26 protein-coding genes are annotated in these 24,377 nt (G+C 65.7%); 10 read left to right on the top strand and 16 right to left on the bottom strand.

The window, feature by feature from the left end:
- Positions 1 to 64 precede the first annotated feature (64 nt).
- From ACEVQ6_RS13685 to ACEVQ6_RS13715, 7 genes are all read right to left on the bottom strand, one after another.
- Positions 65 to 901: a phosphatidate cytidylyltransferase gene (locus ACEVQ6_RS13685; RefSeq protein WP_374889551.1), complete on the bottom strand. Its 837-nt coding sequence runs from the start codon at positions 899 to 901 to the stop codon at positions 65 to 67.
- Positions 901 to 1,647: an isoprenyl transferase gene (locus ACEVQ6_RS13690; protein ID WP_374889552.1), complete on the bottom strand. Its 747-nt coding sequence runs from the start codon at positions 1,645 to 1,647 to the stop codon at positions 901 to 903. Before ACEVQ6_RS13690 ends, ACEVQ6_RS13685 begins: the two co-directional genes overlap by 1 nt.
- A 41-nt stretch (positions 1,648 to 1,688) precedes the next feature.
- Positions 1,689 to 2,249: a ribosome recycling factor gene (frr, locus tag ACEVQ6_RS13695; RefSeq protein ID WP_374889553.1), complete on the bottom strand. Its 561-nt coding sequence runs from the start codon at positions 2,247 to 2,249 to the stop codon at positions 1,689 to 1,691.
- Between the two features lie 57 nt (positions 2,250 to 2,306).
- On the bottom strand, positions 2,307 to 3,029 hold the full coding sequence (gene pyrH / locus ACEVQ6_RS13700) for a UMP kinase (RefSeq protein WP_374889554.1): 723 nt from the start codon (positions 3,027 to 3,029) through the stop codon (positions 2,307 to 2,309).
- Positions 3,030 to 3,168: 139 nt separating this feature from the next.
- Positions 3,169 to 4,092 carry a translation elongation factor Ts gene (tsf, locus tag ACEVQ6_RS13705; protein ID WP_374889555.1) on the bottom strand — a complete coding sequence of 308 codons (924 nt, stop codon included), beginning with the start codon at positions 4,090 to 4,092 and terminating at the stop codon, positions 3,169 to 3,171.
- A gap of 247 nt (positions 4,093 to 4,339) precedes the next feature.
- A complete protein-coding gene (gene rpsB, locus ACEVQ6_RS13710; protein WP_374889556.1) occupies positions 4,340 to 5,110 on the bottom strand; it encodes a 30S ribosomal protein S2 in 771 nt (256 codons plus the stop codon).
- A gap of 196 nt (positions 5,111 to 5,306) precedes the next feature.
- Positions 5,307 to 6,134, bottom strand: coding sequence for a cell envelope integrity EipB family protein (locus ACEVQ6_RS13715; RefSeq protein ID WP_374889557.1), 828 nt, complete (start codon positions 6,132 to 6,134; stop codon positions 5,307 to 5,309).
- Between the two features lie 151 nt (positions 6,135 to 6,285).
- Between ACEVQ6_RS13715 and ACEVQ6_RS13720 the strand changes: the two genes are divergently transcribed.
- The 4 genes from ACEVQ6_RS13720 to ACEVQ6_RS13735 all read left to right on the top strand — a co-directional run bounded on the left by ACEVQ6_RS13720 (position 6,286) and on the right by ACEVQ6_RS13735 (position 9,186).
- Positions 6,286 to 6,753, top strand: coding sequence for a RidA family protein (locus tag ACEVQ6_RS13720; RefSeq protein ID WP_374889558.1), 468 nt, complete (start codon positions 6,286 to 6,288; stop codon positions 6,751 to 6,753).
- An 11-nt stretch (positions 6,754 to 6,764) separates the two neighbouring features.
- Positions 6,765 to 7,508 carry a glycerophosphodiester phosphodiesterase gene (locus tag ACEVQ6_RS13725; protein WP_374889559.1) on the top strand — a complete coding sequence of 248 codons (744 nt, stop codon included), beginning with the start codon at positions 6,765 to 6,767 and terminating at the stop codon, positions 7,506 to 7,508.
- Positions 7,509 to 7,510: 2 nt separating this feature from the next.
- Positions 7,511 to 8,701 carry a GNAT family N-acetyltransferase gene (locus ACEVQ6_RS13730; protein WP_374889732.1) on the top strand — a complete coding sequence of 397 codons (1,191 nt, stop codon included), beginning with the start codon at positions 7,511 to 7,513 and terminating at the stop codon, positions 8,699 to 8,701.
- 62 nt (positions 8,702 to 8,763) lie between these two features.
- Complete coding sequence (locus ACEVQ6_RS13735) at positions 8,764 to 9,186, top strand: HIT family protein (RefSeq protein ID WP_374889560.1); 423 nt, start codon at positions 8,764 to 8,766, stop codon at positions 9,184 to 9,186.
- 233 nt (positions 9,187 to 9,419) lie between these two features.
- Here ACEVQ6_RS13735 and ACEVQ6_RS13740 read toward each other — a convergent pair whose 3' ends face one another.
- The 8 genes from ACEVQ6_RS13740 to ACEVQ6_RS13775 all read right to left on the bottom strand — a co-directional run bounded on the left by ACEVQ6_RS13740 (position 9,420) and on the right by ACEVQ6_RS13775 (position 16,821).
- Entirely contained in the window at positions 9,420 to 9,764 is a 345-nt protein-coding gene (locus tag ACEVQ6_RS13740; protein WP_374889561.1) for an AzlD domain-containing protein, read from the bottom strand.
- Positions 9,761 to 10,498 (bottom strand): AzlC family ABC transporter permease, encoded by a 738-nt coding sequence (locus ACEVQ6_RS13745; protein ID WP_374889562.1) that lies wholly within the window; start codon positions 10,496 to 10,498, stop codon positions 9,761 to 9,763. Before ACEVQ6_RS13745 ends, ACEVQ6_RS13740 begins: the two co-directional genes overlap by 4 nt.
- A gap of 621 nt (positions 10,499 to 11,119) precedes the next feature.
- Entirely contained in the window at positions 11,120 to 13,609 is a 2,490-nt protein-coding gene (gene clpA / locus ACEVQ6_RS13750) for an ATP-dependent Clp protease ATP-binding subunit ClpA (protein WP_374889563.1), read from the bottom strand.
- A gap of 9 nt (positions 13,610 to 13,618) precedes the next feature.
- Complete coding sequence (clpS, locus tag ACEVQ6_RS13755) at positions 13,619 to 13,969, bottom strand: ATP-dependent Clp protease adapter ClpS (protein WP_374889564.1); 351 nt, start codon at positions 13,967 to 13,969, stop codon at positions 13,619 to 13,621.
- A gap of 242 nt (positions 13,970 to 14,211) precedes the next feature.
- The gene (locus tag ACEVQ6_RS13760) at positions 14,212 to 14,574 is read right to left on the bottom strand and encodes a phasin family protein (protein ID WP_374889565.1); all 363 of its coding nucleotides are present in this window, start codon (positions 14,572 to 14,574) and stop codon (positions 14,212 to 14,214) included.
- A gap of 189 nt (positions 14,575 to 14,763) precedes the next feature.
- A complete protein-coding gene (locus tag ACEVQ6_RS13765; protein ID WP_374889566.1) occupies positions 14,764 to 14,967 on the bottom strand; it encodes a DUF3126 family protein in 204 nt (67 codons plus the stop codon).
- A gap of 103 nt (positions 14,968 to 15,070) precedes the next feature.
- Complete coding sequence (gene cysE, locus ACEVQ6_RS13770) at positions 15,071 to 15,898, bottom strand: serine O-acetyltransferase (protein ID WP_374889567.1); 828 nt, start codon at positions 15,896 to 15,898, stop codon at positions 15,071 to 15,073.
- A gap of 137 nt (positions 15,899 to 16,035) precedes the next feature.
- Complete coding sequence (locus ACEVQ6_RS13775) at positions 16,036 to 16,821, bottom strand: alpha/beta fold hydrolase (protein ID WP_374889568.1); 786 nt, start codon at positions 16,819 to 16,821, stop codon at positions 16,036 to 16,038.
- A gap of 162 nt (positions 16,822 to 16,983) precedes the next feature.
- On the opposite strand from ACEVQ6_RS13775, the gene ACEVQ6_RS13780 reads away from it, so the two are divergent.
- Entirely contained in the window at positions 16,984 to 17,229 is a 246-nt protein-coding gene (locus ACEVQ6_RS13780) for a zinc-finger domain-containing protein (RefSeq protein ID WP_374889569.1), read from the top strand.
- A gap of 46 nt (positions 17,230 to 17,275) precedes the next feature.
- The gene (locus ACEVQ6_RS13785; protein WP_374889570.1) at positions 17,276 to 18,424 is read left to right on the top strand and encodes an FAD-dependent oxidoreductase; all 1,149 of its coding nucleotides are present in this window, start codon (positions 17,276 to 17,278) and stop codon (positions 18,422 to 18,424) included.
- A gap of 9 nt (positions 18,425 to 18,433) precedes the next feature.
- Here ACEVQ6_RS13785 and ACEVQ6_RS13790 read toward each other — a convergent pair whose 3' ends face one another.
- Entirely contained in the window at positions 18,434 to 19,624 is a 1,191-nt protein-coding gene (locus ACEVQ6_RS13790) for a cystathionine beta-lyase (RefSeq protein ID WP_374889571.1), read from the bottom strand.
- A 338-nt stretch (positions 19,625 to 19,962) separates the two neighbouring features.
- On the opposite strand from ACEVQ6_RS13790, the gene ACEVQ6_RS13795 reads away from it, so the two are divergent.
- From ACEVQ6_RS13795 to ACEVQ6_RS13810, 4 genes are all read left to right on the top strand, one after another.
- Positions 19,963 to 20,991, top strand: a complete 1,029-nt coding sequence (locus ACEVQ6_RS13795; RefSeq protein ID WP_374889572.1) for an amino acid ABC transporter substrate-binding protein — start codon at positions 19,963 to 19,965, stop codon at positions 20,989 to 20,991.
- 91 nt (positions 20,992 to 21,082) lie between these two features.
- Entirely contained in the window at positions 21,083 to 22,276 is a 1,194-nt protein-coding gene (locus tag ACEVQ6_RS13800; RefSeq protein WP_374889573.1) for an amino acid ABC transporter permease, read from the top strand.
- A gap of 1 nt (position 22,277) precedes the next feature.
- Complete coding sequence (locus ACEVQ6_RS13805; RefSeq protein ID WP_374889574.1) at positions 22,278 to 23,432, top strand: amino acid ABC transporter permease; 1,155 nt, start codon at positions 22,278 to 22,280, stop codon at positions 23,430 to 23,432.
- Between the two features lie 18 nt (positions 23,433 to 23,450).
- Complete coding sequence (locus ACEVQ6_RS13810) at positions 23,451 to 24,227, top strand: amino acid ABC transporter ATP-binding protein (RefSeq protein ID WP_374889575.1); 777 nt, start codon at positions 23,451 to 23,453, stop codon at positions 24,225 to 24,227.
- Positions 24,228 to 24,377 lie beyond the last annotated feature (150 nt).

Genomic DNA, 24,377 nt, shown 5'->3' on the forward strand with positions numbered 1-24,377 from the left:
TATCCTTGTTCCCGCCGGAACGCGCGCCTGCAGCCGCAGGACCGGCAGCGCGCGGATCTCCGGCTCAAAGCCCGAGCAGCAGGGCCCCGGCGCTCGCCCCAGTTGCCCCGCCCGTCATGGTGACAAGCAAGACCAAGAAGAGCGCGGCAACGCAAGCGAAAATTAACCCGTCCGCCCGGTCCATCACGCCTCCGTGACCGGGAATGAGCCGGCCGGAGTCCTTGACGCCGAAGCGGCGCTTGATGTGCGATTCGAAAAGGTCGCCGCACTGGCTGAGAACGGACAGCACGAGGGCGACGAGCGGCAGGCGGATGCCGTCGAGCGGAACGACGCTGCCGACGACCAGCGTCGCGATCGCGACCGCCGCGATCGCACCGCCGATTGCGCCCGACCAGGTCTTGCCCGGCGAAATGCGCGGCGCGAGCTTCGGCCCGCCGATGGCGCGGCCGACGAAGAAGGCAAGGATGTCGGTCGACCAGACGACCGCGAAGACGAAGACCATCGCGATCAGCCCGGCGGCGTCATCGCCGCGGATCACCGCCAGCGACAGGCTGGCAAGCCCGGCATAGGCAAGCCCGCCGGCGAGCCAGCGGCTGCCGTTCGGCAGGACGAGCGATGCAAGAGCGGTGGAAAGAACGGCGATACCGATCACGCCGCCGGCGATGCGGTCTGCCCCCGTCAGGATGGCGACGGATGCAAGCGCCATGGCGGCCCATCCGAGGAAGGTGCCGATCCGGTCCCGCGTTGCAAGACCGGTGATCGTCGTCCATTCGTAGAAGACAAGAAGACCGATCAGGACCGAGAGCACCCGGAACGCCAGACCTCCGGACCAGGTGGCCGCGAGCGTCACCGCCGCCATGACGATGCCCGACAGGATCCTCAGCTTCAGTTCACTGCGCATCAGGAACCGGCGACGGCGCGCGGCTGTGGCGACAGCCCGCCGAAGCGACGTTCGCGCGCCGCATAGCGCTCCAGCGCCGACAGAAAGACGTCGCGGGTGAAATCCGGCCAGAGTTCCGGCACGAACATCAGCTCGGAATAGGCACCCTGCCACAGCAGAAAGTTCGACAGCCGTTCCTCGCCGCTGGTGCGAAGGATGAGGTCGGGATCCGGGATGCCGGCCGTGTCGAGCCGCGCCGAAATGCAGGCGGGCGTGATCTCCTCCGGCCGCAGCCGCCCGTTGGCGACATCGATCGCGAGTGCCCGGACGGCACGCGCCATCTCGTCGCGCGCACCGTAGTTGAAGGCGATCACGAGGGTGATGCCCGTATTGTTCCAGGTCGTCTCCTCCGCCTCGACCAGAAGCGGCAGGATGTCGGAGCGCAGCCCGTCGCGGTCGCCGATCACCCGGATGCGCACGTTCTCCCGGTGAAGGTCCGCGAGATCGCGCCGGATGAACATCTTGAGGAGACCCATGAGGTCGGAGACCTCCTCCTCCGGCCGGCGCCAGTTCTCGGAGGAAAACGCGAAGAGCGTCAGGTAGCGCACGCCCGCGCCGCCCGCGGTGCGGACCGCCTCGCGCACCGCCTCGACACCCTTGCGGTGGCCCATGGTCCGCGGCAGGCCGCGGGCATTGGCCCAGCGGCCATTTCCATCCATGATGATGGCAACGTGGGCCGGGACGGGTCTGGATTGAATTTTCGACATGAACGGCCCACGTTTGAGACGGAATCGACGGCGTCTGCCGACTAGACCTGCATGATTTCCTTTTGCTTGTCCGCCAGCAAGCGGTCCACTTCGGAAATCGTTTCGTCAGTCATCTTCTGAACACGCTCGGATTGCGCGCGGCTGACGTCCTGGCCAATGGCACCGTCCTTTTCGGCCTTTTTCAGGTCGTCCATACCGTCACGGCGTACATGCCGGATCGCGACCTTGCTTTTCTCCGCATATTCGTGCGCGACCTTGACCAGCGACTTGCGCCGCTCCTCGTTCAGTTCCGGCAGCGGAATGCGCAGGTTCTGTCCGTCGATGATCGGGTTGAGGCCGAGATTCGATTCGCGAATCGCCCGGTCGACGGCGCCGACCATCGACTTGTCCCAGACGGATACGGCGAGCATGCGCGGCTCGGGCACCGAGATGTTGGCGACCTGATTGAGCGGCATGCGCGAGCCGTAGGCCTCGACGGTGACCGGGTCGAGCACGTTCGCCGAGGCGCGCCCGGTGCGCAGCGATGCGATATCGCTCTTGAATGCAGTGATCGCGCCGTCCATGCGGCGCTTGATTTCCTTGAGGTCGATACCTTCGCTCATGGTTCAGCTCTCCATCTTTCTGCCTGCGGCGGTCTGACAGGCCGCCGGGAATACATCCTAGCCGTCCGTGACGATCGTCGAGCGCCCGCCGCCTTTCAGGATCGCGCCGAAGCCACCCTTCTCGTGGATCGAGAAGACGATGATCGGGATCGAATTCTCGCGCGCGAGCGCGACGGCCGACACGTCCATGACGGCAAGACCCCGTTCCAGCACCTCGCCGTGGGTAAGCCGGTCGAAGCGCGTCGCGTCCGGATGCTTCTTCGGATCGGCGGAGTAGATGCCGTCGACCTGCGTGCCCTTGAAGATCGCCTCGGCACCGATCTCGGCGGCGCGCAGCGCCGCGGCGGAATCGGTGGTGAAGAACGGGTTGCCGGTCCCGCCGGCGAAGATCACCACGCGTCCGAGCGAGAGATGGTAGAGGGTCGCGCGCTGCGAGAAGCTTTCGCAGATCTCCGGCATGGCGATGGCAGAGAGCACGACCGTGTCGATGTCGCGCTTGCGCAGCGATGTGGCGAGCGCCAGCGCGTTGATGACGGTGGCAAGCATGCCCATGTGGTCGCCGGTCACCCGGTCGCCGCCCTTCGAGGCCACCGCGACGCCGCGGAAGATGTTGCCGCCGCCAACGACGACCCCGACCTCGACGCCCATGGCGCGCGCCTCGGCGATGTCGCCGGCGATCCGGTCGGCGACCGCGACGTCGATGCCGAAGCCCTGGCTTCCCATCAGCGCCTCGCCCGAGGCCTTCAGAAGCACGCGTTTATAGAGAGGGTCTGCCGCCATCGTCGCTCCCGCATCGTCATCGCGCGGCATGCGTCATGCCGTCGTCATGCCGCCCGCATGAATGTGCTTGCCGGATACACGAAGGGCACCGCGTTGTCACGCGATGCCCTTCGGCTTTTCATCGGAAAGGATGAAGAAATCAGCCCTTGGCGACGGCGGCGACTTCCGCCGCGAAGTCGGTCTCTTCCTTCTCGACGCCCTCGCCGACCAGCAGGCGGGCCATGCCGGTGATCTCGATCGGCGCGCCGACCTCCTTCTCGGCGGCCTTGACGGCGGCCTCGACGGTCAGGTCCGGATTGATGACGAAGGCCTGCGACAGAAGGGCGACCTCCTCGAAGAACTTGCGCATGCGGCCGTCGACCATCTTCTCGATGATGTTGTCCGGCTTGCCGGAGGCGCGCGACTGCTCGATGAAGACGTTGCGCTCGCGCTCGGCGACGGCCGGGTCGACCTCGCTCGAGCGGATGGCGAGCGGGTTGGTGGCGGCGATGTGCATGGCGACCTGGCGGCCGATGGCGGTCAGCGCCTCCTTGTTGCCGGTCGACGACAGAGCGACGAGCACGCCGAGCTTGCCGAGGCCGTCGGCGACGGCATTGTGGACATAGGTCGCGACGACGCCGTCCTCGACCGAAAGCAGTGCGGCGCGGCGCAGCGTCAGGTTCTCGCCGATCGTGGCGACGGCGGCGGTAACCGCCTCGCCGACGGTGGTGCTGGTCGCCGGATAGCTGGCGGCACCGATGCCGGCAACCGTGCCGTCGGTGTTAAGCGCGACGGCGGCAACGCCGCGGACGAGGTCCTGGAAGGCGTCGTTGCGGGCGACGAAGTCGGTTTCCGAGTTGATCTCGACGACGACCGCCTTGGTGCCGGCCGAGGCGATGCCAATCAGGCCCTCGGCGGCGGTGCGGCCGGACTTCTTGTCGGCCTTGGCGATGCCCTTGGCGCGCAGCCAGTCGATGGCCGCCTCGATGTCGCCATTGGTCTCGGCCAGCGCCTTCTTGCAGTCCATCATGCCTGCGCCGGTCTTGTCGCGCAGTTCCTTCACCATTGCAGCGGTAACGCTCATCTTCTCGCCTCTTCGATTTTGGGCCGGTGTGCAGCCGGTCTGGCCGGCGCGCCTGCCGGCGCCTTGGGGGCAGGGAATGGTCCCTGAATGTAACACCGTCATGAAGCGCGGCCCCAAGGGCCTGCCTCGCATTTTCGCCTCGCCCAGAAACCGCGAAGGCCGTTCACAGACATGCAAACGGCCTCGCATGCATCCCGGCGGGGCGCACGAGGGGCGGACCGGCGTCCGCCTTCCCCGGCATGCCCGATCAGGCGTCGGCGCTCTCGTCGAGGGCCGGCTCCAGCAGTTCGACATCGGCGGAGGCGCCGAGGTCGCGGCCGGACGCGCCCTGCTGGCGGGCGATGCCGTCGAGGGCGGCGCGCGCGATCAGGTCGCAGTAAAGGGCGATGGCGCGCGAGGCGTCGTCATTGCCAGGGATCGGGTAGTCGATCTGGTCCGGATCGCAGTTCGAATCGATGATGGCGACGACCGGGATGCCCAGGCGCTTGGCTTCATCGATGGCGATCGATTCCTTGTTGGTGTCGATGATGAACATCAGGTCCGGCGTGCCGCCCATGTCGCGGATGCCGCCGAGGGCGCGGTTCAGCTTCTCGCGCTCGCGCTCGAGGTTCAGGCGCTCCTTCTTCGAATAGCCCGAGGCGTCCGAAGCGAGGATCTCGTCGAGCTTGCGCAGGCGCTGGATCGAATTGGAGATCGTCTTCCAGTTGGTCATCATGCCGCCGAGCCAGCGGGCGTTGACGTAATACTGGGCCGAACGCTTGGCGGCGTCGGCGATGATCTCCGAGGCCTGGCGCTTGGTGCCGACGAAGAGAACGCGACCGCCACGCGAGACCGTGTCGCTGACCTGCTGAAGCGCGCGGCTTAACAGCGGAACGGTCTGGGCGAGGTCGATGATGTGAACGTTGGAGCGCTCACCGAAGATGTAGGGCTTCATCTTCGGGTTCCAGCGATGGGTCTGGTGGCCGAAGTGAACGCCGGCTTCCAGAAGCTGGCGCATGCTGAAATCAGGCAATGCCATGCCTTTTTCTCCTTTTCCGGTTGAACCTCCGCAAGGCGAACAGCGCGACCGAGACCGCGCCACCGGGCGGAACAGAGCGGATGTCTCCCGCAATGCCCCAAGCCTTACGTGTGGAATGCGGGCGCCATACCCGCTTGACCCGATGAAATCAAGGCCTGGGCGGGATTTTCGCGCGTATTTTCGGGAATGAGCGTCGCTATTCGCAGCTTTCCTGCTTGAAGAGTTCCAGATCGGTCAACCGGCCGGAGAGGACGAAATCGCCATAGTCCATCGTCAGGTCGCGCGTGACACCGTTCTCGTAAAGCTTGAAGGTCATGCGGTAGATCGGCAGGGAATCGCCGCTGCTCTTGTCGTCGAAATAGGCGATCGTCACCGGCCAGTAGGCGGCGGTCGCCAGTTCGTCGGCCTTGCTCGCTTCTGCATCGTCCCCCTTCGGCGCGGTGCGCGCGCCGATCGTCGTCGTCGTCAGAAGCGTCTTGTCGCCGGCATCCGACCCGTCGAAGATGCGCTGCTCGAAGAATCGCTCGCCCTTCTTCGCCCGGTCGATGACCGCCATCATGTGCGCGGTCGGGAACAGGCCGTCGGCGAGGCTGACCTCGCGCTTTTCCGGCGCGCTCAGATCGACCTTGACGCCGTCCGGTCCGTCATGGGCGGAGCCGCGTACCTCCTTGTCCAGCGCCTCGTCGGTGAAGGTGCGGGTGAGGAAGCGGAAGTTGCGGCCCTTCAGATCCTCGTAGGTCGTCGTCTGCTGGTCGCTGAGGCGCACGCCCTCGCCATTGTCGACCTGGGTGACGAAACGGAAGGAGACGGTATAGCCCTCGCAGGGCGAGCCGTTGAATTCGTAGACCATGCGACCATACATGCCGGCGATGCCGGAGCGCTCGGAGGCGTCCTTGAGCTCCAGATCGTAGACGGCGCGATGCGGCACGAGCAGGCCGGTTGTGGCCGCGCCCGCCGCCCCCGTCAGAGCGGAAACGAAGGGAGCCAGGGCGAGGATGGCGACGATCGGGCGACGGCGAAACATCCGTTTCCTCCTGTTGGATTTGCCGCATGATGCTATATGAGCAACTGCGGCGGCGTCGAGGCGAAACCAGCGAAACGACGGCCGCACCTTGAGGGCATGCCCGCCTGCATGCCGGATTTGGACCCAAAAGACAACCGAGCGGGAGACGACCATGTCAGCAGAGATCGAGGCACGCCTTCAGGAGCTCGGCATCACCCTGCCCGTCGCGGCCGCGCCGGCGGCGAACTACGTGCCGACCGTGATCAGCGGCGCGATGCTCTACGTGTCCGGGCAACTGCCGATCGAAAACGGCAAGGTCGCCGTCACCGGCCATCTCGGCGACGGCGTCGACGTCGCGCAAGGCCAGCGTGCCGCCGAGCTCTGCGCGATCAACATCCTCGCCCAGGCCAAGGCCGCGCTCGGCGGCGATCTCGGCCGCATCGTCCGCGTGGTCAAGCTCAACGGCTTCGTCGCCTCGAGCCCGCGCTTCATCGAACAGCACCTCGTCATCAACGGCGCCTCGAACCTGATCGCCACGGTGCTCGGCGACAAGGGCGTGCATGCGCGCGCCGCCGTCGGCATGGCCGCCCTGCCCTTCAACGCCGCCGTCGAGATCGACGCGGTGATCGAGATCGCCTGAGCGGACCGGCCATGACGGATCTTTCCTGGCTCACCGCCCAGCCGATCGCCCATCGCGGCTATCACGACATGAACCGGACCGTTTGGGAAAACACGCTTTCGGCGTTTTCCCGCGCGGCCGAAGCCGGCTTCGCCATCGAATGCGACCTGCACTACGCCGCCGACAGCGTCCCCGTCGTCTTCCATGACGACGGGTTGAAGCGGCTCTGCGGCGTGGAGGGCGACGTGCGCGAGAAGACCGCGGGCGAGCTCGGCATGCTCGCGGTCGGCGGGACGGCGGACAGGGTGCCGACGCTCGGCGCGCTGCTGCGCCTCGTCCGCGGCCGGGTGCCGATCGTGCTGGAACTGAAGGGCCGCGAAGGCGACGACGAAGGTTTTGCCGCCGCCGTGCTCGAAGCGCTGGAGGATTATTCCGGCCCCGTCGCGCTGATGAGCTTCGACCCTTGGCTGCTCAAGGACCTGCGCGCGCTCGGCACGACGCTGCCGCTCGGACTGACGGCGGAGGGCGCACGACCCGAGCAGGTCGCGCAGCATGAGAAGGCCATGGCCTTCGGCCTTGATTTCATGTCGTTCTACTATGGCGACCTGCCGAACGGTTTCGTCGAGGCGGCACGGGCGCGCGGCATGAAGATCATCACCTGGACGGTGCGGGACCGGGCGGCGATGGCACACAGCTACGCAAATGCCGACCAGATCACCTTCGAGGGATTCGATCCCCGCGAGAGCCTCGATCGCCCCGAAAGCCTGATCGCGTGAGCATGGCCGGCGAGATCACCCTGCGCGTCGAGACGCACGTCTCCGCCATCGGCGCGGAACGATGGGGCGGGCTCAACGGCACCTCGCGAAACGATTCCGCAACGCCCTACAATCCCTTCATCTCGCACGCCTTTCTCTCGTCGCTCGAAGATTCGGGATCGGCGACGGCCGAAACCGGCTGGCTCGGTCAGCACCTCCTGATGGAGGATGCGGCGGGCCGGCTCCTCGGCGCCGTACCCTGCTACGTCAAGACGCACAGCCAGGGCGAATACGTCTTCGACCATGGCTGGGCCGATGCGCTGGAGCGGGCGGGCGGGCGCTACTATCCGAAGCTGCAATGCTGCGTGCCCTTCACGCCGGCAACCGGTCCGCGCCTGCTCCGGAGCCCTGACGTCGACGCCGAAAGCGCCCGCGCCGCGCTGGCCGGTGGCCTCAAGGAACTGGCCCGCCGGCACAGGCTCTCCTCCGTCCATGTGACCTTCGCGCCGGAAGACGAGGTGGAAAGCCTCGCCGGGCACGGCTTCTTCCACCGCACCGACCAGCAGTTCCATTTCGTCAACGACGGCTATCGCAGCCATGACGACTTCCTCGAGACGCTCGCATCGCGCAAGCGCAAGGCGCTGAAGAAGGAGCGGCGCGCCGCGCTCGACGCCGGCATCACCATCGACTGGCTGACCGGCCGCGACCTCACCGAGGAGATCTGGGACCAGTTCTTCGCCTTCTACATGGATACGGGCAGCCGCAAATGGGGCCGTCCCTACCTGACCCGGCGCTTCTATTCGCTGATCGGCGAGCGCATGGCCGACGACATCCTGCTGGTCATGGCAAAGCGCGACGGACGCTACGTCGCCGGCGCCATCAACTTCATCGGCGGCGACGCGCTCTACGGCCGGCACTGGGGAGCGATCGAGGATCATCCCTTCCTGCATTTCGAGGTCTGCTACCATCAGGCGATCGACTTCGCCATCGCGCGCGGGCTGAAGCGGGTGGAAGCGGGCGCGCAAGGGGAACACAAGCTGGCGCGCGGCTACCTGCCGGTCACCACCCACTCCGCCCACCACATCACCCATCCGGGCCTTGCCCGCGCCGTCGAGGCCTATCTGGACCGTGAGCGGCGTGACGTCGAGGCGATGGGCGACATCCTCCTGGAGCATGCCCCCTTCCGCAAGGGGCCGCGACAGGACGAGGATTGAGACGTTTCCGGCCGGGGGCGATCCCGCGTCGGCTCCGCATGAAGACAGAGAGGGTTCTTTCCATGGCCTATGACAGCGGCAATATTTTCGCGAAGATCCTTCGTGGCGAGATCCCCTGCCACCGGATCTACGAGACGGACGAGGTTCTGGCCTTCATGGACGTGATGCCGCAGGCGAACGGCCATGCGCTGGTGATCCCGAAGGCGGCGAGCCGCAACCTGCTCGACGCGGATCCCGCGACGCTGCCGGCGCTGGTCGCGGCCGTGCAGACAGTGGCGAATGCGGCGATGGAGGCCTTCGACGCCGACGGTGTCACGGTGATGCAGTTCAACGAGGCGCCGGCCGGCCAGTCGGTCTTCCACCTGCATTTCCATGTGATTCCGCGCGTCGAGGGCGCACCGATGAAGGCCCATTCCGGCGCGATGGAGGACGGCGCCGTGCTTGCGGCCAATGCGGAGAAATACCGCGCGGCACTTGCCGGCTGAACGCGGAAAACGGAGTCCTTTCCGTCGTTTGCCTCAAAATGCTGGCAAAATGAATCCGGTTCTTCATTGAGAGCACGTTCGGTGACGACCGGTTCACCGAACGGGCTCTCTCCTTTTGTCCTTGCCGCAGTATCCGATGCCGAAGCGATCCCGGTTCGGCTGGAAATGCTCTAAATCCTTCTTTTTATCGCATTGTCCGACGCCGAAGCGATCCCGCTTCGGCTGGAAATGGGTTAGGAACCGAGCACATAAAGCCCGGCGGCGAGGCTCGCGATCGCAGAGGCGATGCCGATCGCGGGCCGGCGGCCGAAGAGGAAGAAGGCCGTGGCACCGACCGCAACCGCGCCGAGCCGCAGCCACAGCGGCGAGGTTTCCAGCGTGCCGGTCGGATAGAGGATCAGCTTGGCGACGACCGCCGCGACGAGGGCCGTCGCCACCGCTCTCACCCAGTTCAGCGCCTCGGAATCCTCCCTGAGCCTGTTGCCGGCAATCACCCCCAGCCAGCGCCAGAGATCGGTCGCGAGCCATCCGGCTATGGCGATGAAACCATAGGCCCACCAGCCGTCCTGCCAGATCATGTGCGGGCCTCCCGGCGCCTTCGCCACGCGCGCTCGATCGCCCAGGCCGCCGTGCCGCCGATCAACCCGGCGAGCAGGATGTCGAATTCCGGCGCCAGCAGGTAGAAGACCGGCCCGGCGACAAGACCGACCGCCAGCGCGACATGGATGACCGGATGGCGGGCCGAGGTCCAGATTGAGGCGAGGAAATAGACCGGCGTCAGGAAGAACAGGCAGCCGGCGACGATCGGCGGGAAGGCGGAGACGAGATTGTAGACCAGGGCCACGAGGACCATGTTGACCAGCACCAGCGTGGTGCCGAAGCCGGCGAAAAAGCTGACCCTGTGTTCACGCGGCACGTCGCGCACCCGTTCCATGGCGAAGACCCAGGCGGTGATGGCGATGAGGTGCGAGACGAGGAGCAGCAGCCAGGTCGGCGTGCGCTCCGTGCGGATCTCGGGAACAAGCGCCGCCACCATCGGCATCAGCCGGACGGCGGAAAGCGTCACGGCGATGAAGGTCGCCGCAAGATTGCCGCCGGCCATGACGGAGCCGATCAGGATCACCTTGGACGGAAGCGCCCAGACGCTGCCGATCATGAACACCGCCTGCCCCATCGTCACCCCCGCCTCGGAGGCGAAGGCACCGAAGCCGACGAAGGAGAGCATCAGGATGATCGCGGGCAGGCTGGCGATGCCGCGCACGCCCCTGAGGAACCACGAGAGACCCGTGCCTTCCGCGCCGGCGCCCGTCACCGTCGGCCTCCGGGCGGCCGCATGAAACGGCGCCCTTTGTTCCCGCCCGGCGCTGCTACCGTCCCCGGGAAGGAGTCCGCAGATCGAACACGGCAGGACGCAGGATCGTCTTTCACGACGGCGGGCCTCATCGGACTTCGGCTGGCCCCTTCGCCAGAGGCGGCGAACGGGGACAAAGACGGCGGCGGGCCGCCTTCCAACCGGTCCCGCGCATGATGAGGGAATCGATTCAACGGCTTCGCAACCTGTCTTAACCTACAGCATGTCGCGCAAAAGCATGCAGCGCTTTTGTCATGACGTCATGCGCAAAAGCGCAGATCCGGGCGACGTCTGTCGACGCGTCGCGAATTTCGGACTCCTCGACAGCACGCCTTGCAGGATCCGCAGCGGTGTATCGGGAAGACATGCGTACAAACGCGCACGGCCGGATCCGGCGGACTGCGATACAGGATTGCGGGGAGACGCTGCGACAGGGGCGAGTGGCAGCCTTGAGGCCGGGTGCGGAGACGGAGGATTGCCGACGGGATCCATTGTCGCGGATGGGTTGCCGGTCCGGCATAAAGCGACGCCGCTCCGGTATTCCGGCGCGGCGTCGTCATGCCCGATCGAGGACGGAGGCGGTCAGGCCTTCTTGCGCGGCACCTTCGGCACGGTCTTGCCCTTGCGCGGTGCAGCGGCATCAGAAGCGCCGTCTTCGCCCCCCTTCGGCGATCCCGTCTCGGCGCCGATCACCTCGGCCTCCTTCACGGGCTTCGCCTTGGACGACTTGCGCGGCGGGCGCACGATTTCCGCCTTCGGCTTGATCGGCACGGTTTCGGGAACGAAGGAAAGCACGATGCCCTCCTTGCCGTCCGCCTTCTCGCCGATCGCCACCCGGACGACGCCGCCCTTCTTCAGCTTGCCGAAGAGGATTTCTTCCGCGAGCGGCTTCTTGATGTTCTCCTGGATGACGCGCGCCAGCGGCCGCGCGCCCATCTTCTCGTCATAGCCCTTCTCCGCGAGCCAGGCGATCGCCGCCGGATCGAGGTCGAAGGTGACGCTGCGCTCGGCGAGCTGCGTCTCGAGCTGCATGACGAACTTCTGCACGACTTGGTGGATGACCGGCGTCGGCAGCGAACCGAACGGGATCACCGCATCGAGGCGGTTGCGGAATTCCGGCGTGAACAGCCGGTTGATCGCCTCGACGTCGTCGCCCTCGCGCTTCGAGGAGCCGAAGCCGATCGCGGCCTTGGCCATGTCGGATGCGCCCGCATTGGTCGTCATGATCAGGATGACGTTGCGGAAGTCGATCTTTTTGCCGTTGTGGTCGGTCAGCGAGCCGTGGTCCATCACCTGCAGCAGGATGTTGAACAGGTCCGGATGGGCCTTCTCGATCTCGTCGAGCAGCAGAACGCAATGCGGGTGCTGGTCGACGCCATCGGTCAAAAGCCCGCCCTGGTCGAAGCCGACATAGCCGGGAGGGGCACCGAGCAGGCGCGACACCGTGTGCCGCTCCATATATTCCGACATGTCGAAGCGCAGCAGCTCGACGCCGAGCGAGCTCGCGAGCTGCTTGGCGACCTCGGTCTTGCCGACACCGGTCGGACCGGAGAAGACATAGCAGCCGATCGGCTTGTTCGGCTCGCGAAGGCCCGCCCGCGCCAGCTTGATCGCCGAGGCCAGCGCCTCGATCGCCAGATCCTGTCCGTAGACCACCGAGCGCAGTTCTCGCTCCAGATTGGCGAGCACCGCCTCGTCGTCCTTGGAGACGGTCTTCGGCGGGATGCGTGCCATGGTCGCGATCGTCGCCTCGATCTCCTTCTCGGTGATCGTCTTGCGGCGCTTGCCGACAGGCAGCAGCATCTGCGCGGCACCGGTCTCGTCGATCACGTCGATCGCCTTGTCCGGCAGCTTGCGGTCGCTGATGTAGCGGGCCGAGAGCTCGACCGCCGCCTTGATCGCGTCGTTCGAGTATTTCAGCTTGTGGTAGTCCTCGAAATAAGGCTTCAGACCCTTCATGATCTCGATCGCGTCGTCGATGGACGGCTCCGTCACGTCGATCTTCTGGAAGCGGCGGACGAGCGCCCGGTCCTTCTCGAAGAACTGGCGGTATTCCTTGTAGGTCGTCGAGCCGATGCAGCGGATCGCGCCGGAAGAGAGCGCAGGCTTCAGGAGGTTCGAGGCATCCATCGCGCCACCCGACGTCGCTCCCGCACCGATGACGGTGTGGATCTCGTCGATGAAGAGCACGGCGCCTGGATAGTCCTCGAGTTCCTTGACGACCTGCTTCAGCCGCTCCTCGAAGTCGCCGCGATAGCGGGTGCCGGCGAGCAGCGTGCCCATGTCGAGCGAGAAGATCGTCGCGTTGGCGAGCGCCTCGGGCACCTTGCCCTCGACGATGCGCTTGGCGAGACCCTCGGCGATCGCCGTCTTGCCGACGCCGGGATCGCCGACATAGAGCGGATTGTTCTTCGAGCGCCGGCAGAGGATCTGGATCGTCCGGTTGACCTCGGCATGGCGCCCGATCAGCGGATCGATCTTGCCGACCTTGGCCTTCTCGTTGAGGTTGACGCAATAGGCGGTCAGCGCATCCTGCGGTTTCTTGGCGCTGCCTTCTTCCTGCTCCCGCTGCGGCTTTTGCTCGGCCTCGGACTCCTCGGCGCCGCGCACGGGGCGCGTCTCGGAGGCGCCCGGCCGCTTGCCGATGCCGTGCGAGATGAAGTTGACCGCGTCGTAGCGCGTCATCTCCTGCTCCTGCAGGAAATAGGCGGCGTGGCTTTCGCGCTCGGCGAAGATCGCGACGAGCACGTTGGCACCCGTCACCTCCTCGCGGCCCGAGGACTGGACGTGGATGACGGCGCGTTGGATGACGCGCTGGAAACCGGCGGTCGGCTTCGAATCCTCGTCGTATCCGGTGACGAGGTTGGAGAGTTCGTTGTCGACGTAGTCGGACACCGTCTTCCGCAGCACGTCGAGATTGACATTGCACGCGCCCATGACTGCCGATGCGTCGGCATCGTCGATCAGCGCCAGCAGCAGGTGCTCGAGCGTCGCGTATTCGTGGTGGCGCTCGTTCGCAAACGTCAGAGCCTGGTGCAGCGCCTTTTCAAGACTGGGCGAAAATGTTGGCACGTTCGTTCCTCATTTCTTTTCCATGACGCATTGCAGAGGATGCTGGTGCTGGCGGGCGAAGTCCATCACCTGGGTGACTTTCGTCTCGGCGACCTCATAGGTGAAGACGCCGCACTCCCCCACGCCGTGATTGTGGACGTGGAGCATGATATGGGTCGCCGCCTCCCGGTCTTTCTGGAAGAAGCGTTCGAGAATGTGGATGACGAACTCCATCGGCGTGTAGTCGTCGTTGAGGAGGAGAACGCGGTAGAGGCTCGGCTTCTTCGTCTTCGGCTGGGTGCGCGTGATCACGGAGGTCCCGCGCCCGGGGCCCTCCCCGTCCTGATCCTTGTCCTGCATCGTGACCGGCTTGGCGATCATTTCGTCTGAATTCCCTTGCGCCGCCGGCCCGGGCCGGCATCCTTCTGCGGTCGTTGCGTGTCTGTCCACATCTAGTGGTTTGTCGACCGATTTTAAGACCCTTCCGCCGCACTGCAATCATATTCGCATGATCAGGCGTGATTTGATCGCAAATTCGAGCGGGCCGGACGACGGCAAACAAAAAACCGGCCGGGACGAGCCGCGGCCGGTTTCGATGATCGTTCGCCAGGATGGCGTCGGGCTTACGCCGCCGCTGCGGTCGCCGCCGACTTCACCACGGCCGTCGCCTTGGCGACCGGCGCCTCGTAGGGCCTGTAGGCTTCCTTGGCGAGATCGGCATACATTTCGCCGACCTTGGTCGCCTGGGCGACATAGCCCTCATAGGCCGACTTGACATAGGCCGTCTGCAGCTCGAACGCGGCCTCGACGCTCTTGACCTTGGTCAGCCGGTCGAAATGGGACAGGCTGTCCTCGAAGGACTTCTTAGAGTAGTCGGCGGCTTCCGTGGCGATCGCCTGGAAGCCGCGGGTGAGCGTGGAATAGCTCTTCAGGGCCGCGTCGACGGCTTCCTTGCTCTTCTTGGTGCTGTCTTCGAAATTGAACATGGCATTTCTCCCGTCTTGGTTTCTACGACGCAATTTATGTGCGATGCACAAATTTGTCAAGTGTCATGTTGCATTGCACAATGAACGGCTCCGTGGCGGGGCGGGCCACCCTCAGCGCCCTGGCGCGTACCGGGAGAAACTAGCGCCCGATTGAGTCGGGCGTTTGACCTTCATCAAGGAAAGCGCGGATCAAAGGTCGATGTCGAGGATCGCCATCGAGAAATTGTAGGACAGCTCGCCGTCCTCCTGGTCCTTGAAGATGACGCCGAGGAATTCGTCGCCGAGATAGACCTCCGCCGATTCGTCCTTGCGCGGCCGGGCCTTCACCACGATCTGCTGGTTCAGCGTGCGCTTGAAATAGGCTTCGAGCTTCTTGATTTCGTCGGGCTTCACGGTCGCTGTCTCCGTCGTCTGTTGATGCGGGCCGCTTCTTGCATGGCGATCCGCCCGGTGTAAACCCCGGCCGGTCGGGGAGCCATGCGCGCGCCGCGGCCCGTCAGATTTCGTAGGGCGCCAGGAGCTGGTCCATCGAGCGCGACGGCTCGGAGCATCCCGCCTCGCCGACCACCTTCGCCGGCACGCCCGCGACCGTCGTCTTCGGCGGCACCGGCTTCAGCACGACGGAGCCGGCGGCAACGCGCGAGCAATGGCCGATATGGATGTTGCCGAGGATCTTTGCGCCGGCGCCGATCAGCACGCCGTTGCCAATCTTCGGATGGCGGTCGCTGCCCTCCTTGCCGGTCCCGCCGAGCGTGACGCCGTGCAGGATGGAGACGTTGTCGCCGATCGCGGCGGTCTCGCCGACGACGAGCCCGGTCGCGTGGTCGAGGAAGATGCCCATGCCGATGCGCGCCGCCGGATTGATGTCCGTCTGGAACACGCTCGATGCGCGGCTCTGCAGGTAGAGCGCGAAATCACGGCGCCCGTGGCCAAGCAGCCAGTGGGCGAGGCGATGGGTCTGGATGGCGTGGAAACCCTTGAAGTAGAGCACCGGCTCGAGGAAGCGGATGCAGGCCGGATCCCGGTCGTAGAAGGCCTGGATGTCGACGCGCAGGATCTTTCCCCATTCCGGCATCTCGTCGCGCAGGTCGAGGAAGGCCTGGCGGATGACGCTCGCGCTGACGTCGGCGTGATCGAGGCGCTCGCTGATCCGGTGGATGACGCTTTCCTCGAGCGAGGCCTGGTTCAGCACCGTCGCATAGAAAAAGGTGGCGAGCACCGGCTCCCGCTCGGCGGCGAGCGCCGCCTCCTGCCGCAGCGCATCCCAGATCGGATCGATCGTCTTGACGATCTCGCCCGGGCGCATGTCTGTCTTGGCGACCATGGCCGCTCTCCTTCTTGCGGGTCCGCGGAAGCGGAATGGTTTCCTCTGCCGGCCGCGAATTATAGGACATTTGTTCGATGACACCAATGGGTGACGCAGCGATGACGCGGCCGCCCCCCTGAAACTTCCGCCAGGCGTCAACAGAGGGGGTGGCGCTTAAGGAATGCCAGCACCGCCGCCTTGAACACCTTGTCGCCGACCGCCAGCATATGGTCGCGTCCGGGGATGTCGAGGGCGGTCGCATCCGGGATCAGCGCCGCCAGTTGCGCAGCCGAACCGGCGATGTCGTCCTTCGTTCCGACGCCGATCAGCACCGGCACCGAAAGCTGCGACACGGCCTCGCGCGTCAGAAGCGTGCGCGAGGTCGAGATGCAGGCGGCGAGCGCCTCCCGGTCGCTTTTCGTCTGGTCGGCAAAGGCGCGGAACATGCGCCCGCGCGCATGGGTGACCGTGTCGATCGACGGGGCGAGGAGCGCGTCGGCGATCGGGTCCCAGTCGCCCACCCCTTCGACGATGCCGATGCCGAGCCCGCCGAGGATCAGCGCGCCGACGCGCCCGGGCGCGGCAAGGGCGAGAAAGGCGGCGACGCGCGCGCCCATCGAATAGCCCATGACATGGGCGCGCGCGACATTCAGGTGGTCGAGCAGCGCCAGCCCGTCGCGCGCCATCGCCTCCGGCCGGTAGAGGTCCGCCTCATGCGGCTTGGCGCTTTCGCCGTGGCCGCGATGGTCGAAGGCGATCACCCGGTAGCCGGCGTCGCCGAGCGTCTTCAGCCAGCCGGGATACACCCAGTTGACCCGGGCGGTCGAGGCAAAGCCGTGCATCAGCAGCACGGGCGGGCCGTCCGGATCGCCGGCATCGAAATAGGCGATCTCCAGCCCCTCGGAGAGGAACCGCGACTGGGGGGGCGGCGTGAGGTCCATCGGCGGCGGTGTCCTTCGTCTTTCTCTCCCCGCGCTGTCGGCGCGGGTCCGTCGTCAAGCCGGCACAGCGACATCTTTGACGCTACACATTTCGGATAAAGCCTTTTATGGTGCCGCCGCATGTCAAGCAATGACAGAAGAAGAGCGCAAGCGGAGCGATCCATGGCCGGGCACAGCATTCCCCATTTCCAGAACGACAACGGATACCGGGTCATCGAGATCGGCGTGAAGGAATTCATGTGCACCGGCGCGTCGATTCCCTTCGATCACCCGCACATCTTCATCGACATGGGGTCCGATTCGGAAAAGGTCTGCTCCTACTGCTCGACGCTCTACCGCTACAATCCGAGCCTCCACGGCGACGCCACCCAGCCGCCGGGCTGCACCTTCGCCTTCGAGGCCGCGTGATCGACGGGGCGGGCATGCCCCGACCGGTGAACCGGTGAGCGAGCGGATGCGGCATGCGGCAATCGTCGGCGCCGGCATTGCCGGCCTGACGGCGGCCCTGTCGCTGGCGCGCAAGGGCTGGCGTGTCGTCGTCATCGAGAAGGCCGCCCAGTTGAGCGAAACGGGCGCGGGGCTGCAACTGTCGCCCAATGCGACGCACATCCTCGACCGGCTCGGCCTCCTTCCAGTGCTGGCGCGGGACTGGCTGGAGCCCGAGACGATTCGCCTTTGCGACGGCGCGACGCTGAAGCCCGTCGCGGCCGTTTCGACCGGCGCCTTCGCCCGGGACAGATGGGGGGCGCCCTATGCGGCGCTGTCGCGCGCGGCCCTGCACTCCGCCCTTCTCGACGCTGTGCGCGCCAGCCCCTCCTGCCGCCTCGTCACCGGCTGCGCGATCGGCGCCTCCGATCCGGCACGCGAAATCGCGACGGTCACCGGCGACGCACCGGCGCTCGTCGTCGGCGCCGACGGCCTTCGCTCGACGCTTCGCCGCCATGTCCCGCAGGCAGGGCTGATGAAGCCGGCCGGTGTCGCCGCCTGGCGTCTCGTCGTGCCGCCGGCCGAGGCACCGGAGGTGCTCGACCGCAGCAATGTCGCGGCCTTCCTCGGGCCGGGCGCCCATCTCGTCAGCTATCCGATGGGCGGCGCCCGCGGCTTCAACATCGTCGCGATCACCGCGGCGCCAGCGGACGGAGACGATGCGGCCGGCAGAGCGACCCTGCGCGCGGCTTTTTCCAGCTGGCATCCGTCGCTGCGGTCCCTCCTCGACCGGCCGGAAAACGAGATCGGCGTCTGGCTGCTGCACGGCATCGGCGAAGGCCGGTGGCAGGATGGCAATGCCACCGTGCTGATCGGCGATGCCGCCCATGCGATGATGCCGTTCGCCGCGCAAGGGGCGGCGATGGCGATCGAGGACGCGTTCGAGCTCGCGACCTTCGTCTCCCGCGGCGACGCGGTCGCCCCGGCCCTCGCCGCGTTCGAGGCGCACCGCCGGCCGCGCATCCGCCGCGTGCGGGCGCGCGGCGACTTCAACCGCTTCGCCTATCACGCGCGCGGCCCCGTGCGCCTTGGCCGCGACATCGTCCTGTCGCTGCGCGGGCCCGAGCGGCTCGCCTCCGGCTTCGACTGGCTTTACGGCTACCGCGCCCGCGACTGAGGCGGGCGCTCAGACCCCCGCGGCAGCCGCGAAGCCTGCCTCAAGGTCACGCTTCAGGTCCGGGACGTCCTCGAGGCCGATCTGCAGCCGGAGCACCGGTCCCTCCGACGGCGCCTTGGCGATCGTGCGGTCGGAGAGGTTGACGTGGACGGCAAGGCTCTCGTAGCCACCCCAGGAATAGCCGAGCCCGAAGATCCTCAGCGCATCGAGGAAGGCATGGGCCTTGCGCTTGAAGGCGGCCTGCGTGTCGACCTTGAGCACAAAGGAGAAGATGCCGCTCGCGCCCTTGAAGTCGCGCTTCCAGAGATCGTGCCCGGGGAAATCCGGCAGCGCCGGGTGGAGGACGCGCGCCACTTCGTCGCGCTGCGAAAGCCATGTCGCCAGTTCGAGCGCCGCCGCCTGATGCCGTTCCAGCCGGAGGCCCATGGTGCGCAGGCCGCGCAGGATCTGGTAGCTGTCGTCGGGCGCGCCGCAGATGCCGAGCGTGATCGCCGCCTCCTTCAGCCGGCCGAGGCAGGCGGCATTGGCCGAGACCGTTCCCATCAGGATGTCCGAATGGCCGGAGGGGTATTTGGTCGCGGCGTGGATCGACAGGTCGACGCCATGGTCGAGGGGGCGGAAATAGAGCGGCGTCGCCCAGGTATTGTCCATCGCCACCACGGCGCCATGGGCGTGGGCGACGGTCGAGATCGCGCCGATGTCCTGCATCTCGAAGGTGTTCGAGCCCGGCGCCTCGGTGTGGACCAGCCGGGTGTTCGGCCGCATCCGCGCGGCGATGCCGGCGCCGATGCCCGGATCGTAGTATTCGACGTCCACGCCGAGGCGCGAAAGCATCGTGTCGCAGAAATGGCGGGTCGGTGCATAGACGGAATCGACGATCAGGGCGTGGTCGCCGGCCGAGAGGAAGCCCAGGAAGGGCACGGTGACGGCGGCGAGCCCCGTCGGCACGAGGATCGTGCCGGCGGAGCCCTCCAGCGCGTCGATCGCCTCGCAGAGCGCATCGGTCGTCGGCGTGCCGCGGGTGCCGTAGGTGTATTTCTGCGCCCGGCGCTCCATCGTGCCTGCATCGGGAAAGAGCACCGTCGAGGCATGGACCACCGGCGGATTGACGAAGCCGTGATAGTCGCCTGGACGGTTGCCGATATGGGCGAGCCGCGTATTGACGCCCGCCTCGTCCAGAGTTTCCGGGGACTTCGCCATGTCTTGCCTCTTCAGATCCGAATATGAGGCCGGACTTTTCGACGGGCGCGCCGCCGGGGTCAAGACAAAAGAAGGAAGAGGACGATGCGGGCCGAAGGGAAAACTGTCGGTTTTTTACGCAAGGGAATGCCCGAATCCCCTTATTCCGCCCAAAGAAATGTCAATTATATCGATTTCCCACAGATGGCACAGAATTTCGGCAGCACGGCTTGACCCTCGGCCAATTTGCGCATGTGATAGGTTTCACGCGCGCCGGGAGGTGATGGGCCGGTACACCGCCCTCAAAGTCACAAGGCGAACGTGACACAATACAAAGACAACAGAAAAAGGTTGGGAAAATGGCGAAAAAAATTCTGACAGTTCTGGCCGGCGCCGCTGTGCTGGGCCTCGGCGCCCAGGCAGCCTCGGGGGCGACGCTCGACGACGTCAAGGCGAAGGGTTTCGTGCAGTGCGGCGTGAACGGCTCGAACCTGGCGGGCTTCGGCGCGCAGGATTCCTCGGGCAACTGGTCCGGTCTCGACGTGGACCTGTGCCGCGCGGTCGCCGCCGCCGTCTTCGGGGACGCGACGAAGGTGAAGTACACGCCCCTTTCGGCAAAGGACCGCTTCCCGGCGCTGCAGTCCGGCGAGATCGACGTGCTCGCCCGCAACACGACCTGGACTGCGAGCCGCGATTCGCAGCTCGGCTTCGATTTCCGCGCGGTCAACTATTATGACGGCCAGGGCTTCATGACCCGCAAGGAACTCGGCGTCTCCTCGGCGCTCGAGCTGTCCGGCGCCGCCGTCTGCGTCCAGACCGGCACGACGACCGAGCTCAACCTCGCCGACTATTTCAAGGCCAACAAGCTCGAATACAAGCCGGTGGTCTTCGAGAAGCAGGAAGAGGTCGACGCGGCCTACAATGCCGGCCGCTGCGACGTCTACACCACCGACCAGTCCGGCCTCTACTCGATCCGCCTGTCGCTCGCCAATCCGGCCGACCACGTCATCCTGCCCGAGATCATCTCGAAGGAGCCGCTCGGGCCCGCCGTGCGCCAGGGCGATTCCAAGTGGTTCGACGTCGTCTCCTATGCGCATTACGCCATGGTGACGGCCGAGGAATTCGGCATCACCTCGGCAAATGTCGAGGAGATGAAGGCGTCGGAGAACCCGGACATCAAGCGCTTCCTCGGCGAGGAAGCCGAATCGACGATCGGCGCCGATCTCGGCCTGCCGAAGGACTGGGCCGTGCAGATCGTCAAGCAGGTCGGCAATTACGGTGAATCCTTCGAGCGCAATGTCGGCCAGGGCAGCTCGCTGAAGATCGACCGCGGCCTCAACGCGCTGTGGACCAAGGGCGGCCTGCAATACGCCCCGCCGATCCGCTAAGCGGGCACGGCACGCATTCCGGGGGCGGGCCCGCCCGCCCCCTCGACCGGAACGCCCGGACAAAAGGGCGGCCGAAAAAATGGGGAAAAACATGGCAGTGGACGACCGCAAGCGGGCCGGCAACGACCGGCCGTCGCAATCCTTGCTCTACAATCCGGAGTTTCGCTCCTACGCCTTCCAGGCGGTGACGATCCTCATCATCCTCTGGCTGGTCTACCAGGTGTGGACCAATGCGTCCGAGAACCTCGCCCGCGCCAACCTGACCACCGGCTTCGACTTCCTGAACGGTCGGGCCGGCTTCGACATCGCCCAGAGCCTGATCGCCTATACGAGCGACTCCTCCTATCTCAGGGCGCTCCAGGTCGGCCTGATCAACACGCTGGTCGTCGCCGTCATCGGCATCGTCACCGCGACGATCCTCGGCCTTCTCGTCGGCATCGGCCGCATGTCGAGCAACTGGCTGATCGCGCGGCTCTGCACCGTCTATGTCGAGGTGTTCCGCAACCTGCCGCCGCTGCTCGTCATCTTCTTCTGGTATCTCGGCGTCCTGTCGCTGCTGCCGAACATCCGCGAGGCGGTTGAGCTTCCCCTGTCGGTGTTCCTCAGCAATCGCGGCTTCTACATGCCGAAGCCGGTCTTCGGCGAGGGCAGCGGACTGGTCGCCATCGTGTTCGTCCTCGGCATTCTCGGCGCGATCGCCTTTTCGGTCTGGGCGCGCCGCCAGCAGATGGCGACCGGCAAGCAGTACCCGATCCTCTGGGTGTCGCTCGGCCTGATCCTCGCCTTGCCCGTTCTCGTCTTCCTCGCGATCGGCGCGCCGCTCTCCTTCGACGTGCCGGTGCTCGGCCGCTTCAACATGACCGGCGGAGCGGTGATCGGCCCGGAATTCCTGTCGCTCTACCTGGCGTTGTCCTTCTACACCGCCTCCTTTATCGCCGAGATCGTCCGCGCCGGGATCAAGGGCGTGTCGAAGGGGCAGTCAGAAGCCGCGCACGCGCTCGGCGTCCGCCCTGGCCTGACGACGCGGCTCGTCGTGCTGCCGCAGGCGCTCCGGATCATCATCCCGCCGCTGACCTCGCAATATCTCAACCTGATCAAGAACTCCTCGCTCGCGGTCGCGGTCGGCTATGCCGACATGGTCGCGGTCGGCGGCACGATCCTCAACCAGACCGGCCATTCGATCGAGATCATCGCCATCTGGATGATGCTCTACGTCTCGATCAGCCTGGTGACGTCGCTGTTCATGAACTGGTTCAACGCCAAGATGGCACTGGTGGAGCGCTGAGATGGCCCAGGATATCACCTTCGTCCGCCAGGACTTCATCGCGCCGAGCGCCGCGCCGCTTGGGGATTCCACCGCCGTCGGCTGGGCCCGCAAGAACCTGTTCGCCAGCGTGACCGACAGCGTGCTCACCATCGTCGCCGGACTGGCGATCGTCTGGTTCCTCTACCACGCGATCGACTGGCTGTTCATCCAGGCGGCCTGGACCGGCACGGACCGCACCGCCTGCGCCACGCTGGTGCAGGGCGGCACGAAGCCGGACGGCTGGAGCGGCGCCTGCTGGGCCTATGTCGGCGACAAGTTCCAGCAGTTCATGATCGGCTCCTATCCGCGCAACGAGGTCTGGCGGCCGTATCTCGTCGCCATCCTCTTCGTCGCCCTGCTCATCCCGATGCTGATGCCGTCGGTGCCGCGCAAGGGACTGAACGCGCTGCTGCTGCTCGTCGCCCTGCCGATCGTCGCCTATGTGCTGCTGCTCGGCGGCATGCTCGGCCTGCGCCATGTCGAGACCTCGCTCTGGGGCGGGCTGATGGTGACGCTGATCATCTCCTTCGTCGGCATCACCGTGTCGCTGCCGGTCGGGATCCTTCTGGCGCTCGGGCGCCGCTCGAAGATGCCGATCGTCAAGACGCTCTGCATCGCCTTCATCGAGCTTGTGCGCGGCGTGCCGCTGATCACCGTCCTCTTCATGGCCAGTGTGCTCCTGCCGCTGTTCATGGAACCGGGCAGCACGATCGACAAGTTCCTGCGGGCGCTCGTCGGCGTGTCGATCTTCGCCTCGGCCTACATGGCGGAGGTCATCCGCGGCGGGTTGCAGGCGATCCCCAAGGGCCAGTATGAGGGTGCCGATTCGCTCGGCCTCAACTACTTCCAGAAGATGACCTTCGTCATCATGCCGCAGGCGATCAAGCTCGTCATCCCGGGCATCGTCAACACCTTCATCGGCATGTTCAAGGACACGTCGCTCGTCTCGATCATCTCGATGTACGACCTGCTCGGCATCGTCAAGGCGAGCTTCGGCGACTCCAACTGGATCTCGCCGGTGACGCCGCTGACAGGCCTCATCTTCGCCGGCTTCGTCTTCTGGCTGTTCTGCTTCGGCATGTCCCGCTACTCCCTCTTCATCGAGCGCCGCCTCGACAAGGGCCACAAACGCTAATCCTCAGGGGAAACAACAATGGCAACAACAAGCGCAAGCCCGAAGATGCAGGTCTCCTCCACGGACGTGGCGGTCGAGATCATCGGCATGAACAAGTGGTACGGCGATTTCCACGTGCTCCGCGACGTCAATCTCAAGGTGATGCGCGGCGAGCGCATCGTCATCGCCGGCCCTTCCGGATCCGGCAAATCGACGATGATCCGCTGCATCAACCGGCTGGAGGAGCACCAGAAGGGCCAGATCATCGTCGACGGCATCGAGCTCACCAACGACCTCAAGAAGATCGACGAGGTGCGCCGCGAGGTCGGAATGGTGTTCCAGCACTTCAACCTCTTCCCGCACCTGACCATCCTGGAGAACTGCACGCTCGCGCCGATCTGGGTGCGCAAGATGCCGAAGAAGGATGCCGAGGAGATCGCAATGCACTATCTGAAGCGCGTCAAGATCCCCGAACAGGCGAACAAATATCCGGGCCAGCTCTCCGGCGGCCAGCAGCAGCGCGTGGCGATCGCCCGCTCGCTCTGCATGAAGCCGAAGATCATGCTCTTCGACGAGCCGACCTCGGCGCTCGACCCGGAAATGGTCAAGGAGGTGCTCGACACGATGGTAAGCCTTGCCGAGGAAGGCATGACCATGCTCTGCGTCACCCACGAAATGGGTTTCGCCCGGCAGGTCGCCAACCGCGTCATCTTCATGGACCAGGGCCAGATCGTCGAGCAGAACGACCCGATCAACTTCTTCGACAATCCCCAGCACGAGCGCACCCGGCTGTTCCTCAGCCAGATCCTGCACTGACAGGGACATCGCAAACGCCCGCCTGCGGCATGTCGCGACCCGGCGTCGCGACACGTTCGTCTCTTTGTTTTCTCCATGTTTTTTGGCAAAGCCGCGACGCATTTTTGCAAGGCGCATCTCGAAGACTGCCCTCGTCCGCTCCTCAGCCGG

Source organism: Ensifer soli, from assembly GCF_041928815.1.
Taxonomy (GTDB): Bacteria; Pseudomonadota; Alphaproteobacteria; order Rhizobiales; family Rhizobiaceae; genus JBHFEI01.

Excerpts from the sequence above, each read along its gene's own strand:
- ACEVQ6_RS13685 (WP_374889551.1), bottom strand. The coding sequence starts at position 901 with ATGCGCAGTGAACTGAAGCTGAGGATCCTGTCGGGCATCGTCATGGCG.
- ACEVQ6_RS13690 (WP_374889552.1), bottom strand. The coding sequence starts at position 1,647 with ATGTCGAAAATTCAATCCAGACCCGTCCCGGCCCACGTTGCCATCATC.
- frr (WP_374889553.1), bottom strand. The coding sequence starts at position 2,249 with ATGAGCGAAGGTATCGACCTCAAGGAAATCAAGCGCCGCATGGACGGC.
- pyrH (WP_374889554.1), bottom strand. The coding sequence starts at position 3,029 with ATGGCGGCAGACCCTCTCTATAAACGCGTGCTTCTGAAGGCCTCGGGC.
- tsf (WP_374889555.1), bottom strand. The coding sequence starts at position 4,092 with ATGAGCGTTACCGCTGCAATGGTGAAGGAACTGCGCGACAAGACCGGC.
- rpsB (WP_374889556.1), bottom strand. The coding sequence starts at position 5,110 with ATGGCATTGCCTGATTTCAGCATGCGCCAGCTTCTGGAAGCCGGCGTT.
- ACEVQ6_RS13715 (WP_374889557.1), bottom strand. The coding sequence starts at position 6,134 with ATGTTTCGCCGTCGCCCGATCGTCGCCATCCTCGCCCTGGCTCCCTTC.
- ACEVQ6_RS13720 (WP_374889558.1), top strand. The coding sequence starts at position 6,286 with ATGTCAGCAGAGATCGAGGCACGCCTTCAGGAGCTCGGCATCACCCTG.
- ACEVQ6_RS13725 (WP_374889559.1), top strand. The coding sequence starts at position 6,765 with ATGACGGATCTTTCCTGGCTCACCGCCCAGCCGATCGCCCATCGCGGC.
- ACEVQ6_RS13730 (WP_374889732.1), top strand. The coding sequence starts at position 7,511 with ATGGCCGGCGAGATCACCCTGCGCGTCGAGACGCACGTCTCCGCCATC.
- ACEVQ6_RS13735 (WP_374889560.1), top strand. The coding sequence starts at position 8,764 with ATGGCCTATGACAGCGGCAATATTTTCGCGAAGATCCTTCGTGGCGAG.
- ACEVQ6_RS13740 (WP_374889561.1), bottom strand. The coding sequence starts at position 9,764 with ATGATCTGGCAGGACGGCTGGTGGGCCTATGGTTTCATCGCCATAGCC.
- clpS (WP_374889564.1), bottom strand. The coding sequence starts at position 13,969 with ATGATCGCCAAGCCGGTCACGATGCAGGACAAGGATCAGGACGGGGAG.
- ACEVQ6_RS13760 (WP_374889565.1), bottom strand. The coding sequence starts at position 14,574 with ATGTTCAATTTCGAAGACAGCACCAAGAAGAGCAAGGAAGCCGTCGAC.
- cysE (WP_374889567.1), bottom strand. The coding sequence starts at position 15,898 with ATGGTCGCCAAGACAGACATGCGCCCGGGCGAGATCGTCAAGACGATC.
- ACEVQ6_RS13775 (WP_374889568.1), bottom strand. The coding sequence starts at position 16,821 with ATGGACCTCACGCCGCCCCCCCAGTCGCGGTTCCTCTCCGAGGGGCTG.
- ACEVQ6_RS13780 (WP_374889569.1), top strand. The coding sequence starts at position 16,984 with ATGGCCGGGCACAGCATTCCCCATTTCCAGAACGACAACGGATACCGG.
- ACEVQ6_RS13785 (WP_374889570.1), top strand. The coding sequence starts at position 17,276 with ATGCGGCATGCGGCAATCGTCGGCGCCGGCATTGCCGGCCTGACGGCG.
- ACEVQ6_RS13790 (WP_374889571.1), bottom strand. The coding sequence starts at position 19,624 with ATGGCGAAGTCCCCGGAAACTCTGGACGAGGCGGGCGTCAATACGCGG.
- ACEVQ6_RS13795 (WP_374889572.1), top strand. The coding sequence starts at position 19,963 with ATGGCGAAAAAAATTCTGACAGTTCTGGCCGGCGCCGCTGTGCTGGGC.
- ACEVQ6_RS13800 (WP_374889573.1), top strand. The coding sequence starts at position 21,083 with ATGGCAGTGGACGACCGCAAGCGGGCCGGCAACGACCGGCCGTCGCAA.
- ACEVQ6_RS13805 (WP_374889574.1), top strand. The coding sequence starts at position 22,278 with ATGGCCCAGGATATCACCTTCGTCCGCCAGGACTTCATCGCGCCGAGC.
- ACEVQ6_RS13810 (WP_374889575.1), top strand. The coding sequence starts at position 23,451 with ATGGCAACAACAAGCGCAAGCCCGAAGATGCAGGTCTCCTCCACGGAC.